Below are 15,092 nucleotides of genomic sequence, written 5' to 3'. Positions count from 1 at the left end.
AGTCAAGGCCCCCCACCCTTAGCGAGCGGTTAACATCCGAAGGCGGCCCCGCCCCAGTTGCCGCAAACTTTAAACAACCCATGGCTGATCTTAAGACCTCATTAAGAGGCAGGCGGCACATCTTGCGGCTGCAGAAAATGCAGTTTCAGGAGGGGTTCCATGGCCACGATACCAGGAGGCGCGTTCAGCGACTTCATATTCGGAACATCCGCCGGCGATTACATCATCGCCAGCACCGGCAACGACACCGTGTCAGGCGCCAGCGGCGACGACATCCTTTTGGGCGGGGATGGGGACGATCTGCTCAACGGCGGATCGCACAACGACCGCCTGTTCGGGGAAGAGGGCGACGACCAGTTGCTCGGCGGCTCGGGCGACGATCTGCTGGATGGCGGGACGGGCAGGGACACGCTGTCCGGCGGGGCGGGCAACGACCTGCTGCGCGGTGGCATGGGCGACGATCTGCTTGCGGGCGGGGCCGGCGACGACACGCTGGACGGCGGCGAAGGCCAGGATGCGCTTCTGGGCGGCGCCGGACAGGATCTGCTGACGGGCGGCACCGGCGACGACACGCTGGCGGGGGATGCCGGCGACGACACCCTGCAAGGCGGAGACGGCGACGACCAGCTTTTCGGCGGGGCGGGCGACGATCTGATCCTTGGCGGCGCGGGTGATGACACGATCGACGGCGGTGCGGGCGACGATGTGATCTATGGCGGCGCCGGCAACGACCTTGTGGTGTTCTCGGGCGGCGGCGATGTGGTCATGGATTTCTCGGATGGCGACATGCTTCAGATCTCGCGCAACATGGACGGGGTCGAACTGACTTCGGCCGAGGATGTGATGGGCTTTGCTTCGGATCTGGGCGCGGCCGGCACGCTGATCGAGTTCGGCGAAGGCAACAGCCTGCTGCTGCATGGCGTGGCCTATGATGACCTTGCAGGCGATCCGTCGCGCTTCTTCTCGATCGTCTGATCGCTTCGGCCGGGCGTGCCCTGCGCGCCCGGACCCTGACCCTGACCCGACGCAGGACAGCCGGAACCGCCCCATGGACATGAGACACCAAGCCTTTGCCGATCTCGCGCCCCCTTTGCACCGGCCCCGCCTGCTGGACGAAGCGCGGATTGTGCCGCTGTGCAACCGCCTGACGGCGCTTTTCTTCGACCGCCCGGCCGAGACGGGTCGGCGCGCCCGGCTGACTGCCCTGCTGGACGGCCGGCCGGCGCCGGCGCCCTGCATCGGCACCGCACTGGCCCTGCAATCGGGCGGATTGCGGCATCTGATGCTGCTGATGCTTCCCGTTGCCGAGGTGGTCGGCGCCCGGATCGACCTGGTGCTGGATGGCCGCCCCGAAGCCGCGGCCGAACCTGACTGGCTGCAACCGCCGCTGCGTCCCTTGCCCGTGCTGCTGGCGGGCCTTGGACCGGCGGGCCGGACGCAGATCCTGAAGCTGATGCTGACCACCGGCGCATCGCTGTTTGCCGGGGCGGGCGGGCCTGATCTGGCCGCGCTTGGTCGCCAGCTTCTCGACCTGTGTCAAGTGCCACAGGTGCCGGCCCAGGGCTGGACCACCTTCGGGGACGGCGCTGCCATCGTCTCGCATCGCTGGGAAGGCGCTGCCCCGCCCCAAGGCGCCGCCATGGCCGTCCTGCCCGACCGCATTGGGCGACAAGAAACCGAGACACTGGCCGAGCCCGAAGCAGGACGGCTGCATCTGCATCTGAACGGCCGCCCCCCAGAGAGCGGAGAGGTGGTGATCTTCGCCCCCGGGCCGGTGCGGCTGATGCCCCCCCCTGCCGGGGATCTTCCCCAGCCTCTGGCACTTTGGCTGCAAGGCCGCAGCGATGCGGCCCGCGGCTGGGCGCTGGGTCATGTCCGCACGGCCGCAGCCCGCAGCCCGGCCGCCGCGGCGCTGCTGCGAGAGTTGCGCACGCCAGACCTGCCGATCCGGATCGATATGCTGTCGCTGTCGGCCGCGCCGGGGGGGCTGCTGTATGCCTTCAGGCTGGAGGATGCCGAACGGCTGGTTCGCACGATCCGGTTTCAGGCCGGCAGCCGGTTCGTCGAGATCGCGCCATCGGTCGGGCCGGACGGCATCGCCCTCGACGCCGGCTTCGCCCCCCTTGCAGAGGCGACCGAGGGTGAGCCTTGCCAGATTCACCTGATCCTCGGCTCCGGGCGGCAGCGGCACCTGCCCGAGATGCGGCCCCAGCCCTATCGTGGTGGTATCCCTGACGGCTTCGCCGAAGCCTGGGCGGTGGCGCGATCCGATGGCCCCGCCGCTGCGCTGGCGCGGGTCCGTGCCGTGCTGCCACGCCAGCCCGCCGCGGTTCGGATCGAACGCTTCGGACCTGCCGGCCAGGCGCGGCTGGCGCTGATCGCAGCCGTCGGGGCCAACCCGGACCTGATCCCTGCACGCGCCGCCCTGATCGGGGCCGAGCCGGCCGCCCACCGTGCCGAAGTCATTCTGACTGTTCCTGAAGGCCCGCGGGCCGAACAGGCGCGCAACCTTGCCGCGGTCGCGGCCGAGGTGCATGGCACTGGCCATCACATCCTGTCCCATGCCGCCGACGCAACCCCGGCCGAGGTGCTGCGCGCGGCGCTGGCGCTGTGTCCGGGGGCTGCCCTGCTTCTGGGCCCGGATGTGTTGCCTGCCATGCCGGGATGGCTCGGCAGCTGGCTGGATCATCTGCTGCGGGCAGAGGTGCCTGTCACGGCGGGTGTCCTGCTTGACCATGACGGCGCCGTTGCCGAGGCGATGACCACCATCGAAACCGGCGCGATCAGGCGCCCGTTCGACGGATTGCCTCCGGACCGGCTGCCGTCAACCGGCGGTACGGCCATTGTGTCAGGCAGTTGCGCCGGACTGACGCCCGCGGCCATCGCGCGCATCCTTGCCATGCCGGATGGCCCGGCCGATCTGCCGTTGGTTCTGGCTGCGCTGACGGCGGGTGCGCCAGTCACGGTTCGCGCCGCCGCACCCTTTATTCGCTTCGGCTGCGCCCCCCCGCCCGACCCGTTCACCGAGTCGGTCCTGATTCACGGCCTGGGGTTGCTTGCGCCCACGGGCACCATTCCCGAGACCGCATGATGGCCACACCCCGCATCCTGACAATCGCGCACGATCATCCGGACTGGACGCCCGGCGGCACAGAGATCGTCGCCCACGATCTGCACCGCGCGATCGAACGGCGCGGGCTGCAATCGACCTTTCTGGCCGCCGCCACATCCTTGCAGCGCCCCGAGGCGCAGGCCGGCAGTCTGGGCCGACAGGGGGCGGACATGGTGCTGCAAACCGGCGGTTATGACCGTTTCCTGATGAACCGGCATGACGGGCTGCGCTGGCTGGACTCGCTCGGTCGGCTGATGGGCGAGCTTCGGCCGGATGTGGTCCACCTGCATGGCCTTGACCGGATCGGCGCCGAAGTGATCCCGGCACTGCGCCGCATCGCGCCGAATATCCGCATCCTGTTGACCCTGCACGATTATCAGGTGATTTGCCCGAACGAGGGGCTGCTTCTGACCCGACCCGAAGTCGGCCGCTGCCGCGGCGCGGGCCCCGACGCCTGCCGCGCCTGCTTTCCCGAACTGGGGGCCTCGCGCCACGCGCTGCGCAAGACCTATCTGACCACGGTCCTGCGTGGGGTGGATCTGTTCCTGGCCCCCAGCCGCTTCCTGCGCGACCGTTTCCTTGACTGGGGCCTGCCGGCCGAGCGGGTGATCCTGATGCCGAATGCCGTCGCCCCGCTGACGCTGATGCAGGATCGACCGCGCTCGCGCCGCGACCGTTTCGCGTTTTTCGGCACCATCACACCGCACAAGGGCGTGCTGACGCTGCTGGATGCCGCGGCGCAGGTGCAACAGCAAGGGACGGCGCTGCGCCTGACGCTGAACGGCGGGATGCGCCACGCCGACCCCGCCTTCCGCGCCGAATTCGAGACCCGCCTTGCGGCGGCCCGGCCACTGGCCCAGCATCTCGGTCCCTACGACCGGACGGCGCTGGCCAGCCGGATGGCGGACGTGGATTGGGTCGTGGTGCCGTCGCTTTGGTGGGAGAACGCACCGCTGGTGATCCTGGAGGCGCAGGCCGCGGGCCGGCCGGTGATCGCCTCGGGGTTGGGGGGCATGGCCGAACTGGTCAGGGATGGCGAAACCGGGCTGCTGGTGCCGCCGGGCGATGCCGCGGCACTGGCCGAGGTGTTGCGCACCGCCGCACGCGATCCGGGCCTTTGGCCCCGCCTTGCCGCGGCACAGCCGAAGGCCAGCCATGAGGCATTCGTGGATGCACATCTTGCGCTCTATCGCAACCTGACCAACGGAAGGATCGCGGCATGAGCCCGGCAGACGGTTCCACCTGCGCGCTCACCAACTCGGCGCAAGCCGCCCTTGCGGTAATCCTGCCGGGCGGGCGCAGCCTGCTGGCCCTGACGGCGGCGGCCTGTCCACCGGCCGAGGGCATGCTTGACCCCGAAACGCGCTGGCAGGCCGAAGCCTGGCCGGTCGCATCGGGGTGGGCGGGGCTTGCGCTGACCGGCGCCGCCCTGACCGAGGCCACGACACTTCAGGGCGCCTGCGGCACGCTTTGGCACATCGGCCGCCCGCCGCGGATCGAGATCGCGCCCGAACCTCTGGCCGAGTTCGTGGGGAAGGCGGGCCTCAACTCGCGGGACGTGCTCGATTTCCTGCTGCGGGTGCTGCCCGATGGCACCGAAGCGCAGGCCGCCGGCGCCTTTCTGGCTGGTTTCGTCACGGCAACCGCCACCACCGATGGCTTCATCGAGATGCTCGCGATTCCCGATTGTGGCGGGCTGTTCGCGCAGGGGTGGTCGATGTCGCTTGCGCCCGGGCAGGCGTGGCTTGGCAAGCTGGATGCCGCCCTTGGCTTTGCCGAGGTCGAGGTCGCCACCTTCGCCCGGGACGACATCCTGCCCCCCGGTCAGGGCTTTGCACTGTTCAGCCGCGACTGGCGCGGGCAGGATCTTGCCGCGCTGCAATCGCTGGTCTTCGATCATCAGGGCACGCTGCGCCGGCTTGAGGGGCTGGCCGGCGCGACCCAACATCTGCATGCCGCGGCCGCCAATGCCCATGTCGCGCAGATGCTGCCGCGCCTTGCCGGCCCTGAAAGCACGATCCGCGCGATGCGCCGGATCTGCCGGCCGCGCTTTACCGGCACGGATACGCTGAGTTCGACGCCCCTGCCCGTCGCGGCCGCGCTGGATGCGGTCTTTCAGGCCCCCGATGGCGGCATCCTTGCCATGGGCTGGCTGCTTGATCCGCTTGCCCGGGTCGACAGGGTGATCCTGAAAAGCACCGACGCGCTCTATGCCCCGCTTCAGGACCGCTGGCACAGCATCCCCCGCCCCGACCTGTGCGAGGGCTTTGCCAATGATCCGCGCTTCACGCGCCTGCTTGATCCCCGCGATGCCATGCACGGCTTCATCGCCTATGCGCCGGGCCGCAAGGGCGCTGCGGAAAATACCAATGCCTATCTGGAACTTGTGCTTGATGACAATTCCTGTCTGTTCCGCCCTGTCCCGGTAACACCGCTTCAGTCTCGGGACCGCCTGCCCGGCATCCTTGCCGGCGTATCGCCACAGGATCCGGCGCTTGGCCCGCTGGTCGAACGGGTGCTGGCGCCGTTTCTGGCCGGTTTGCCAGCCACACCCCCACGCGCGGGTCACCGCCGCACCGCCACGGTTCCGCTGAAAGACCCCGCGCCCGCGCGGGACATTGCCGCCATCATGCCCTTCCGCACACTGACCCAGCTTCAGCCGGTGTTCGCGCTGCTTGGGGGCACCCCCGAGGCCACGGCCCTTGACCTGACGCTGGTGACGACACGCGACACCGCGACCGGCCTTGCCGAAAAACTGGCTGAGGCGTTCCGCTTTTATGACCTGTCGGGACGACTGCTGGTGCTGCCGGAAAACGAAAGTCTGCTGGCGCAGTTCGAAGCCGGGATCGCCGCCACCGACGGCTCGCGTCTGCTGCTGTGGGAACCCTCGGTGCTGCCCACACAGGCCAACTGGCTGGTGCGACTGGTGCGCGAACAGCAATGGGCCCGGCCGTCGGGGCCGATCTCGCCCCGGCTGGTCTACGAGGACGGCTCGATCTGTTTCGGCGCCGGCGAGAGCAGCGGCGACGGGCTGGAAACGCTTTGCCCGCAGTTGGGGTATCCGGCCGAATGGCTGGCCCATGGTCGGCCGACACGCGTTCCGACCGGCGCCCCCGAGATCGCGCTGATCGCGCGCGACGATCTGCTGCGCGCGGGCGGGCTTTCGGGCCGGCTGTTCACCGACAGGCTGGCGCACCGGGATCTGGCCGACCGCCTGAAGGCGACGGGCGCGGGGGTCTGGTGCTCGGGCGGGGTAACCTTCTGGGCGTTGCAGGATCAGACGCAGGCCACAAACGATTCCTTCACCTCCCTCATGGCAAAGGTGGACGGCGCGCTGATCGCCGCGCGGATGAAGGAAAGGCCAGCCTCGTGAAAGCCCTCGTCCTCAGCCATGCCCACCCGGCCTTTTCGATCGGCGGGGCGCAGGTGGCGTCTTACAACCTGTTCACAGGGCTGAAGAACATGCCTGGATGGGACGCGCATTACATGGCAGGGATCGGCCCGCCCGTCGCGCGCCACGCCGCAACCCCGCTGATGTCCCTGGGGCAGGCACCGGACGAGACGCTGTTCTGGACCAACGACTACGACTGGTTCCACCTCGGCTCGAACGGGCTTGACGAGCTGATGCTGCATTTCGAGCGTTTTCTTGCCGATTGCCGCCCGGATGTGGTGAACTTTCATCACATCATGGGCTTCGGCATCCAGGCGCTTCACGCGACCCGCCGCGTTCTGGGCGATGTGCCCATCGTGTTCACATTGCACGAATATCTGCCCATCTGCGCGCACCACGGCCAGATGATCAAGGCCCGCTCGCACGGGCTTTGCCTGCGGGCCTCGGCGTCGGATTGCGGGATCTGTTTCCCCGAAATCGGCGCGGCGGCGATGAAACGTCGCGAACTGTTCATCAAGGCCTTCTTCGACCGCGTCGATGCCTTCGTCAGCCCCAGCCGCTTCCTGCTACAGCGGTTCGAAGACTGGGGCCTGCCGCGCCAGAAGCTGGTGATGATCGAGAACGGTCTTGACGGCGGCGCCCAGGCGCCCGCACGCGTGCTTGCCCCAGGCGGCAGGCGCAACCGTTTCGCCTATTTCGGCCAACTCAACCCATTCAAGGGGATCAAGGTTCTGGTCGATGCCGTGACGCGCATCCCCGAAAAGACATGGGGGGATTCGATCCTTTATATCTTCGGCGGGAACCTCGAACATCAACCGGCCGAGTTTCAGCAACAGGTGAAAGAGTTGTTTCGCCTTGCCGGCCGCAGGTTGCGCTTCATGGGGTCTTACAAAAGCGCCGACCTGCCCCATCTGATGCGCGAGGTGGATTGGACCATCGTGCCCTCGACGTGGTGGGAAAACGCCCCCGTGGTGATTCAGGAGGCATTCCACCACCGCCGGCCGATCATCGCGTCAGATATCGGCGGAATGGCCGAAAAGGTGCGCGACGGGATCGACGGGCTGCATTTCCGCGCATCAAACCCGGAAAGTCTCGCGGAAACCATGGCGCGCGCCATCAGCGATCCGCTTCTGTGGGACCGGCTGCGCTCCGGGATCGAGCCTCCGACCGATACCGCGACCGCGGCGAACCTGCATGCGGACCTGTTCCTGCGGCTGATCGAACGTCAGGGCAGCCGTGAGGCGCGACATGGCTGAACCCGCCCCCCCCGACCGCGGTCATTCCGCGGCACTGCGCGAACTGGCGGTCGGGGCCGGGGCGGCGGCGTTTGTCGGATTCTTCGTCAACCTTCTGCATCTGGCGCTGCCGCTTTACAACGCACAGGTCTATGATCGGGTCATCGGTTCGGCCAATCTCAATACGCTGGTGGCGCTGACCCTGCTGGTGACGATGCTGCTGATCTTTGGTGCGGTGCTTGATGTGCTGCGATCGCGGATCTTCGCGATTCTTGCGGCCCGGCTGGCGGCCCGCCTGGGGCGTCCAGTGTTCGAGGCCGCGATCGAGACCTCGCTTCGGGACGGGCCGGCCGCCGGGGCCGACGCGCTGCGCGACGTGTCGGACCTGCGCGGCTTCATCTCGGGCGGCGCAATCGGCCTGCCCATAGACCTGACCTTCACTCCGATCCTGATCGGCGTCCTGTTTCTGATGGACCCGCTTTACGGGTGGATCGGCTGCGTCGGGGCACTGCTGTTGACCGGGGCCGGTCTTGCGACAGAACTTCTAGCCCGCCGCCCGGTCGCCCGCGCCAGTGCCGCCGGCGGTCGCGCGCAGGCCGAAACGGCAACTGCGATCCGCAACGCCGAAATCATTGCCGCCATGGGCATGTTGCCAGATATCGCACGGCGCTGGCACCGCACCCAGGCGCGCTCGCTTGATGCCGTCGAAGCGGGACAGTCGGTCGCCAAGACGCTTGGCGCGATCGCACGATTTCTACGGACCGCAATCCAGATCGCGGTGATCTGCGCCGGAACCGTGCTCGTCGTTGGGCAAGAGGCGACCATCGGCACGATCATCGCCGCCATGGCGATCATGTCACGCCTGCTGCTGCCGTTTGAACATCTGATCGAAGGGTGGCGACAATGGGTGGATGCGCTGTCCGCGCACGGCCGACTTCTGACACTTCTGCGCGAGGGGGCAACCACACGCTCATCCGTTCCCGCCCCGATCGGCGGCGCGACGCTGATGGCCGACCGGGTCACCTACATCCCGCCCGGTCAGGACACACCGCTGCTGCGCAACGTCTCCTTCCGGCTTGACGGCGGCGAACTTATCGGTGTGATCGGCCCGTCCGGGGCCGGCAAATCGACACTTGCCCGGCTTGTCGTGGGGCTATGGGCGCCGAATGCGGGGGGCATCTATCTCGATGGCCAAAGCACTTTCCTGCATGAAAGATCCAGCTTCGGCGCGGCGGTCGGCTATCTTCCACAAGAACCGATGCTGCTGGATGGGACGGTACGAGAGAACATCGCCAGATTTCGCGATGCGCCAATGGAAGAGGTGATCGCCGCCGCCCGTCAGGCAGGTGTTCACGATCTGATCGGGCGGTTGCCACAGGGCTATGGCACGCGCCTGTCCGAAGCCGGCGCCCGGCTGAGCGGCGGGCAGCGCCAGCGGCTTGCGCTGGCCCGCGCCATCTTCGGCGATCCGCGCCTTCTGGTGCTGGACGAGCCGAACTCCAGCCTCGACGCCGACGGCGAAGCCGCCCTTGTCGATGCCATCGACGCCGCGCGCGCGCGCGGCGCCGCAGTGTTCGTCGTCGCGCAGCGGATGTCGATCCTGGCCAAGGCCGACCGCCTGCTTGTGCTGCGCGAGGGCGCGGTCGCCCAGTACGGCCCCCGGCTTGAGGTGCTTTCAGCCGTCGGGCCCCAGCGCAGATCGAAGACAGGCGGCACCCTCCACGCTCTCGCCGCCGAGGCCACCCCATGAGCGCCGCAACCGACTGGGGCGAGACCGCACCGCCGCGCTACGGGCCGGTCTTTCGCACGGCCCTGATCCTGATCCTGTCGCTTTCGGTCACACTCGGCGGCTGGGGCAGCTACGCCCGGCTCGATGGCGCCGTGATCACTCAGGGCGTCGTGCTGGCCGAAAGCCGGCGGAAAACGGTCGAAAACCTTGAAGGTGGGATACTCGAACGGCTGCTTGTCCGGCCCGGGGACCGGGTGGCGGCAGGTCAACCTGTGGCACAACTCGCCACGGTCCAGGAACGCGAACGGCTTTCGCAACTGGGTTCGGAACGTGCGGCGCTTCGCTTCGATATCTGGCGCCTTGAAGCCGAAAGCGCGGGGGGGGAACGCCTTGATCCCGCGTCAGCCCCCTGGCCTGACGTCAAACGGATTTCCAGCCAGACACGGCTTTTTCAAACGCGGGTGCGGGCGCACCGGGACCGTATCGGCTCGCTTCAACGCGAGATCGAACAACTTCAGGCACAGGTTGCGGCGAACGAAGCGCAGGCCCGTGCCACGACGATCCAGCTTGAAAGCTGGCAGGCCGAACGGTCCGACAGCCTGACTCTGGTCGAACGCGGGGCGGCACCGCGGCAAAAGCTGGTGGAACTCGATCGGAACATCGCCGTGCTGACAGGTAGCCGGGACCAGTTTCTTGCGCTGGCCGAAGCTGCGCAGGCTGACGCTGCACGGGCACGGATGGACATTGCCGCCGCTGAACAGATGCGATTGGCCGAAGTGGCCGAAGAACGTGCGGCCGCCGAGCGGGCTCTGCCCGGGATCGAGGCGCAAATTCGGGCCACAGAAGACGTGCTGCTGCGTCGGACACTTCGCGCGCCACAGGATGGTCTGGTCGTCGAGGTGCCGACCGTCACCCCCGGCGCGGTCATTGGCTCGGGCACCCCGGTGATGGAGATCGTGCCCGACAGCGACCTTCTGGTGATCCAGATCCGACTGCCACCGGAGTCGATCGACACCGTCCAGCAAGAGCGTCCGGCACGCGTCCGCCTGACGGCCTATCGTCGCGCCATGGCTCCGGTTCTGGATGCGACTGTCACTTTCGTTTCACCCGACCTTGTCGAGGATCCACGTGACGGCAGCACCTATTTCGATGCCCGTGTGACACTCGACCCCGACGGGCTTGCCGCGCAGCCGTCATGGGTGCGGCTCAGCGCAGGCATGCCGGTCGAAGTATCGATCAGCACTGGCGAGCGCCGGGCAGGCGACTATCTGCTGGAACCAATCCTGCGACACCTTCGCCACGCCCTTGATGAACCATGAACCATGAACCATGAACCATGAACCATGAACCATGAACCATGAACCATGAACCATGAACCATGAACCATGAACCATGAACCATGAACCATGAACAGCCACCGCCGTATGCTGCATGCAAGCCGGGTGCAGCGGTTCCTTGGACGATGGCACCACCCACAGATGCACCGGGGAAGTAGGGCCGACCCGTCCTTCTGGATCAATGCAACCCTGCGCGGTATACGAGGCTGAACCGTCTTTCCTGACGGGCTTGCGAGTGTATAGGGACTACAAGGTGCCAGCCAGAACCATGTTGCAGGCAGACCCCGGCAAAACGCGGGCAGAAATATATGATTGCGGACTGATATCGGGACGCAAAGATCTGTGGGGACATCGTTGAAACAAACCGAGATCGCGGATAAATCAGTCAGTTACGGAAGCTACCGTCTTTCTGTGGCCCCGATGCTCGACTGGACGGATCGACACTGCCGGTTCTTCCATCGGCTGATGACGCAGCGCGCCATGCTTTATACCGAAATGGTTGCCGCGCCGGCGGTCATCCACGGCCCGCGCGAAAGACTGCTGGGGTTCCACGACGCGGAACATCCGGTGGCGCTGCAACTTGGCGGCTCTGACCCGGCGGAACTGGCGCAGGCGGTGCGGCTTGCGGTGCCCTTTGGTTATGACGAGTTTAACCTTAATGTCGGCTGCCCCTCGGACAAGGTGCAGTCGGGCTGTTTCGGTGCGGTGCTGATGCAAAGGCCGCAACTGGTGGCCGACTGCGTGGCGGCGATGATCGCAGAAAGCCCGGTGCCGGTAACGGTGAAATGCCGGATCGGGGTGGACGATCAGCGGCCCGAAGAGGTGCTGCCCGCCTTCCTCGAAACGGTGGCCGAGGCAGGCGTGCGCCATTTCGTGATCCATGCCCGCAAGGCATGGCTTCAGGGCCTTAGCCCGCGCGAAAACCGCGAGATCCCGCCGCTTGACTATCCGCTGGTGGTAACGATGAAGCGCCGCTTCCCCGAGCTTGTGATCTGCCTGAACGGCGGCGTGACCAGTCTTGCGGAGGCTCAGTCACTGCTGGATCAAGGGCTTGACGGCGTGATGATCGGCCGCGCCGCCTATAACGAGCCCGAACTGCTGCTGGGCGCCGATCGGCTGTGGGGGGATCAACCTCCGCGCGATCTGGGCGAGGTTCTGGCGGCGATGCGTCCCTATATCGCTGACCATCTGGCAGCCGGCGGGCGGTTGCACCAGATCACCCGGCATATGCTTGGGCTTTTCACCGGGCGTCCCGGCGCGCGTCACTGGCGCCGGCTTTTGTCCGAGGGCGCTGCGCGGCCCGGGGCAGGGCTGGATCTGTTCGATCAGGCCGTGGGCGAAATGCAAAGCCGCGCCGCCTGAGATCTGGCGTTCCGAAGGGCAGCGCGCTATGGCGGGGCGCTTGTTGCGAAAGGCCATGCCCGATGCCCGACCTGTCGATCCTTCTGCCGATGCTGGCCCTGCTGATGGGCATCGGCGCCTTTGCTGGCGTGATCGCGGGACTTCTGGGGGTGGGCGGCGGCCTCGTCCTTGTGCCGGCCTATCTGTATGCATTCGAGGCGCTGGGTTACGACAGCCCCGGCCTGATGCGGATCTGCCTTGCCACGTCGCTGGCCACGATCATCGTGACCTCGCTGCGGTCGGTCCATGCCCATCACGGTAAGGGCGCGGTGGATCTGCCGATCCTGAAAAGCTGGGGGCCATGGATCGCGGCGGGGGCCGTGGTGGGCGTGCTGGTTGCGTCAAGCCTGCGGTCTGTGGCGCTTCAGGGGATCTTTGGCGGGGTCGGATTGATCGTCAGTCTTTACATGGCCTTCGGCCGGGCGCACTGGCGACTGGGCGAGGCCATGCCCGGCGGCGTCGGGCGTGGCGCAACCGGCTGTTCGGTCGGGTTCCTGTCGGTGCTGATGGGCATCGGCGGAGGAACTTTCGGCGTGCCGTTGATGAGCCTTTTCAGTGTTCCGATCCACCGCGCCGTCGCCACCGCGGCGGGGTTTGGCGTGATCATCGCGCTGCCCTCGGCGGTGATGTTCCTGTTCACTCCGATCGAGGCGGCGCCGCCCTTCACCGTGGGGGCGGTGAACCTGCCCGCTTTCGCCATCACCATCGCCATGACGCTGCTGACGACTCCGCTGGGCGTTCGGCTGGCCCATGCGATGAATCCGCAGCCGTTGAAGCGGGTGTTTGCCTTTTTCATCATGATTGTCGCCCTGAACATGCTGCGCAAGGCGCTGGGTTGGTGACGGTCAGCGCCCGGTTCTGCGCCCCAGGTTGATCGACACCAAAGGGGCTGATAAGGCGGAACAATCGGGCCCATACTCCAATAGGTAGAGAGAGTGGACTTAAACTCCATACAGTCTGGGTTCGAGTCCCAGTGGGCCCACCAAACCTGATTTTTATCCTGACCTGCCACCGGTCTTTCATCCAGCTGTGACTGGAGCCGGTAGCTGGTTTGCGCCTTTCGGCGCGGGTTGAGCAATCGCCCGGCGCGCGGAACTTTCATTGCGTGTAGCGGGTCGGGCGATTGCGGTGGTCAGGTGCAGCGCGAAGCCTTCGGGGGTCTGGCGGGCTCTGTTGCACAAATCGGCTGAGGGCAAGAACTCCCCTTTCACCGGACAGACTTATCCCTTGGCCTCAGTGCTGGGTGTGCCGAGGTCGGTGAAGCCTTTGAGCACGGCGACACGGATCTGGAACTCGGCGACCTGACGGTCGAAGTCGCGTGCAGAGAGGCGCTGTCCCAGTAGTCCGGCCTGAACAACGGCGAAGTGGTTGATGCATCGATAGAAACTGGAGGTTTCTGTCGCCATGGCCTGCAGGATTTCATAGGATTTAGCCCAGAACCCTGCAATTTCGGCTCACCGCATGAAGCACCGCTCCCGTCCTCCCGAACAGAACGATTTCTTCCGACCCCGCCTCGTCGACATGATCGACCTGCGCCACGAGCTGGTCGCGTTGGCGGCACTGATCGACTGGGACTTCTTCGAACGGGAATGGGCGGGCTTCTTCCCGTCCTCGACCGGACGTCCGGCGACCTCCCCGCGGCTGGTGGCGGGGCTGCTCTACCTGCAGCACGCGTTCCGGCTGTCGGATGAGGCCGTGATCGCGCGGTGGGTCGAGAACCCGTACTTTCAGCACTTCACCGGCGAGACCTTCTTTCAACACCGCCCGCCGATTGACCCGACATCGCTGATCCGGTGGCGGAAGCGGATCGGGGAAGAGGGGGTCGAATGGCTGCTGACAAAGACCATCGAGGCCGGGCGGAAGTCGGGCACCGTTGATGATGCCAGCCTGGACGAGGTGGCGGTCGATACCACCGTCATGGAGAAGAACATTGCGCACCCAACGGACTCCCGTCTCTACGAGCGGGCGCGGCGCTTCTCGGACTGCTCGGCCGCGCGCAGCGGATCGTGGGCCACGATCAGCCGGTGGCCCGCGAAGCCGGCCTCGACGAGGCCCGCCTCGTCGAAGGCAAGGCCCCGGAAGGTCTCGACCAGCTCGCCATAGCGGCGGGCGGGGACGGCCAGGATGAACTCGAGCTTGCGGCCGCCCTGATCGGCGAGCGTGGTGAGGGCATCAATGTTGTCGAGGCTGAGGAGCCCTCGGTCGGCGACGAGGATCACCCGCTGCACCGGGAAACGCTGCAGGACGGTGGTCAGCATGGCCTGCAGCGTCTTCGTCTCGGCCACATTGCCTGGGTGGACGGTGTGCATGAGCGGCAAGCCGTCAGCGGTCTGCACGACGCCCAGCACGAACTGGCGGGCGATGCCGCCCTTTTCCTTGTTCATGCCGTAGGCGCGGAGGTCGTCATCCACCTCCGCCTCGCCATGGATGCGCACGGTGGTGAGGTCGTAGAAGACCACCGCCAGATCGCGATCGACCAGCGGCCGGATCTGGCGGGCCAGTTCGATCTCGACACGCTCGGCGTGGTCCATCAGCGCGTCCATGGCGCGGAGCAGGTGCTGATGCGTGACCGTCTCGGGCATCGCCGGCATGGCCACCGTCTCCAGCCAGCGCAGGCAGCCGAGCTTGCTGTCGGGGGCGCAAAGCCGGTTGAAGACCATGGCGCGCACCAGGGCTTCGACGTCGGTCTTGCGGCGCCCGGATCGCATCCCTGCGGCCAGCGCGCGGTCGAAGCCGAGATCCTTCCACAACTCGTGCAGGGCGATAGGCTCTGTTGCACAAATCGGCTGAGGGCAAGAACTCCCCTTTCACCGGACAGACTTATCCCTTGGCCTCAGTGCTGGGTGTGCCGAGGTCGGTGAAGCGGTTGAGCACGGCGACACGGATC

The 15,092-nt window shown here is 66.8% G+C and carries 9 protein-coding genes, 1 tRNA gene and 4 pseudogenes; 11 read left to right on the top strand and 3 right to left on the bottom strand.

Annotated elements, in window-relative coordinates:
* The first annotated feature begins 159 nt into the window (after nucleotides 1–159).
* From CRO07_RS02200 to CRO07_RS02155, 10 genes are all read left to right on the top strand, one after another.
* Complete coding sequence (locus tag CRO07_RS02200) at nucleotides 160–975, top strand: calcium-binding protein (RefSeq protein WP_097029065.1); 816 nt, start codon at nucleotides 160–162, stop codon at nucleotides 973–975.
* Nucleotides 976–1,048: 73 nt separating this feature from the next.
* Nucleotides 1,049–3,091 (top strand): hypothetical protein, encoded by a 2,043-nt coding sequence (locus CRO07_RS02195; protein WP_097029064.1) that lies wholly within the window; start codon nucleotides 1,049–1,051, stop codon nucleotides 3,089–3,091.
* A complete protein-coding gene (locus CRO07_RS02190; protein ID WP_097029063.1) occupies nucleotides 3,091–4,335 on the top strand; it encodes a glycosyltransferase family 4 protein in 1,245 nt (414 codons plus the stop codon). The genes CRO07_RS02195 and CRO07_RS02190 overlap by 1 nt, the downstream gene beginning before the upstream one ends.
* Complete coding sequence (locus CRO07_RS02185) at nucleotides 4,332–6,485, top strand: hypothetical protein (protein ID WP_097029062.1); 2,154 nt, start codon at nucleotides 4,332–4,334, stop codon at nucleotides 6,483–6,485. The genes CRO07_RS02190 and CRO07_RS02185 overlap by 4 nt, the downstream gene beginning before the upstream one ends.
* Nucleotides 6,482–7,759: a glycosyltransferase family 4 protein gene (locus CRO07_RS02180; protein WP_097029061.1), complete on the top strand. Its 1,278-nt coding sequence runs from the start codon at nucleotides 6,482–6,484 to the stop codon at nucleotides 7,757–7,759. Before CRO07_RS02185 ends, CRO07_RS02180 begins: the two co-directional genes overlap by 4 nt.
* Nucleotides 7,752–9,488 (top strand): type I secretion system permease/ATPase, encoded by a 1,737-nt coding sequence (locus CRO07_RS02175; RefSeq protein WP_097029060.1) that lies wholly within the window; start codon nucleotides 7,752–7,754, stop codon nucleotides 9,486–9,488. The genes CRO07_RS02180 and CRO07_RS02175 overlap by 8 nt, the downstream gene beginning before the upstream one ends.
* On the top strand, nucleotides 9,485–10,786 hold the full coding sequence (locus CRO07_RS02170) for an HlyD family type I secretion periplasmic adaptor subunit (protein WP_097029059.1): 1,302 nt from the start codon (nucleotides 9,485–9,487) through the stop codon (nucleotides 10,784–10,786). Before CRO07_RS02175 ends, CRO07_RS02170 begins: the two co-directional genes overlap by 4 nt.
* A 387-nt stretch (nucleotides 10,787–11,173) precedes the next feature.
* Nucleotides 11,174–12,166, top strand: a complete 993-nt coding sequence (dusA, locus tag CRO07_RS02165; RefSeq protein WP_268876226.1) for a tRNA dihydrouridine(20/20a) synthase DusA — start codon at nucleotides 11,174–11,176, stop codon at nucleotides 12,164–12,166.
* A gap of 62 nt (nucleotides 12,167–12,228) precedes the next feature.
* Nucleotides 12,229–13,047, top strand: a complete 819-nt coding sequence (locus CRO07_RS02160; RefSeq protein WP_097029057.1) for a sulfite exporter TauE/SafE family protein — start codon at nucleotides 12,229–12,231, stop codon at nucleotides 13,045–13,047.
* A 66-nt stretch (nucleotides 13,048–13,113) separates the two neighbouring features.
* Nucleotides 13,114–13,190, top strand: a tRNA-Leu gene (locus CRO07_RS02155).
* A 34-nt stretch (nucleotides 13,191–13,224) separates the two neighbouring features.
* Here CRO07_RS02155 and CRO07_RS02150 read toward each other — a convergent pair.
* Nucleotides 13,225–13,368, bottom strand: a pseudogene (locus CRO07_RS02150) (IS3 family transposase); the annotation flags it as partial.
* 57 nt (nucleotides 13,369–13,425) lie between these two features.
* Nucleotides 13,426–13,548 (bottom strand): annotated as a pseudogene (locus tag CRO07_RS02145) (IS5/IS1182 family transposase); the annotation flags it as partial.
* 118 nt (nucleotides 13,549–13,666) lie between these two features.
* Here CRO07_RS02145 and CRO07_RS02140 point away from each other — a divergent pair.
* Nucleotides 13,667–14,176: pseudogene (locus CRO07_RS02140) on the top strand (transposase); the annotation flags it as partial.
* Here the strand turns inward: CRO07_RS02140 and CRO07_RS02135 are convergent.
* Nucleotides 14,167–14,967, bottom strand: a pseudogene (locus tag CRO07_RS02135) (IS1634 family transposase); the annotation flags it as partial. The pseudogenes CRO07_RS02140 and CRO07_RS02135 overlap by 10 nt on opposite strands.
* Nucleotides 14,968–15,092 lie beyond the last annotated feature (125 nt).

This window comes from Cereibacter ovatus (genome assembly GCF_900207575.1).
Taxonomy (GTDB): Bacteria; Pseudomonadota; Alphaproteobacteria; order Rhodobacterales; family Rhodobacteraceae; genus Cereibacter_A; species Cereibacter_A ovatus.
Note: the sequence above shows the minus strand (reverse complement) of the source record. Positions and strands in the feature narration are given on the sequence as shown.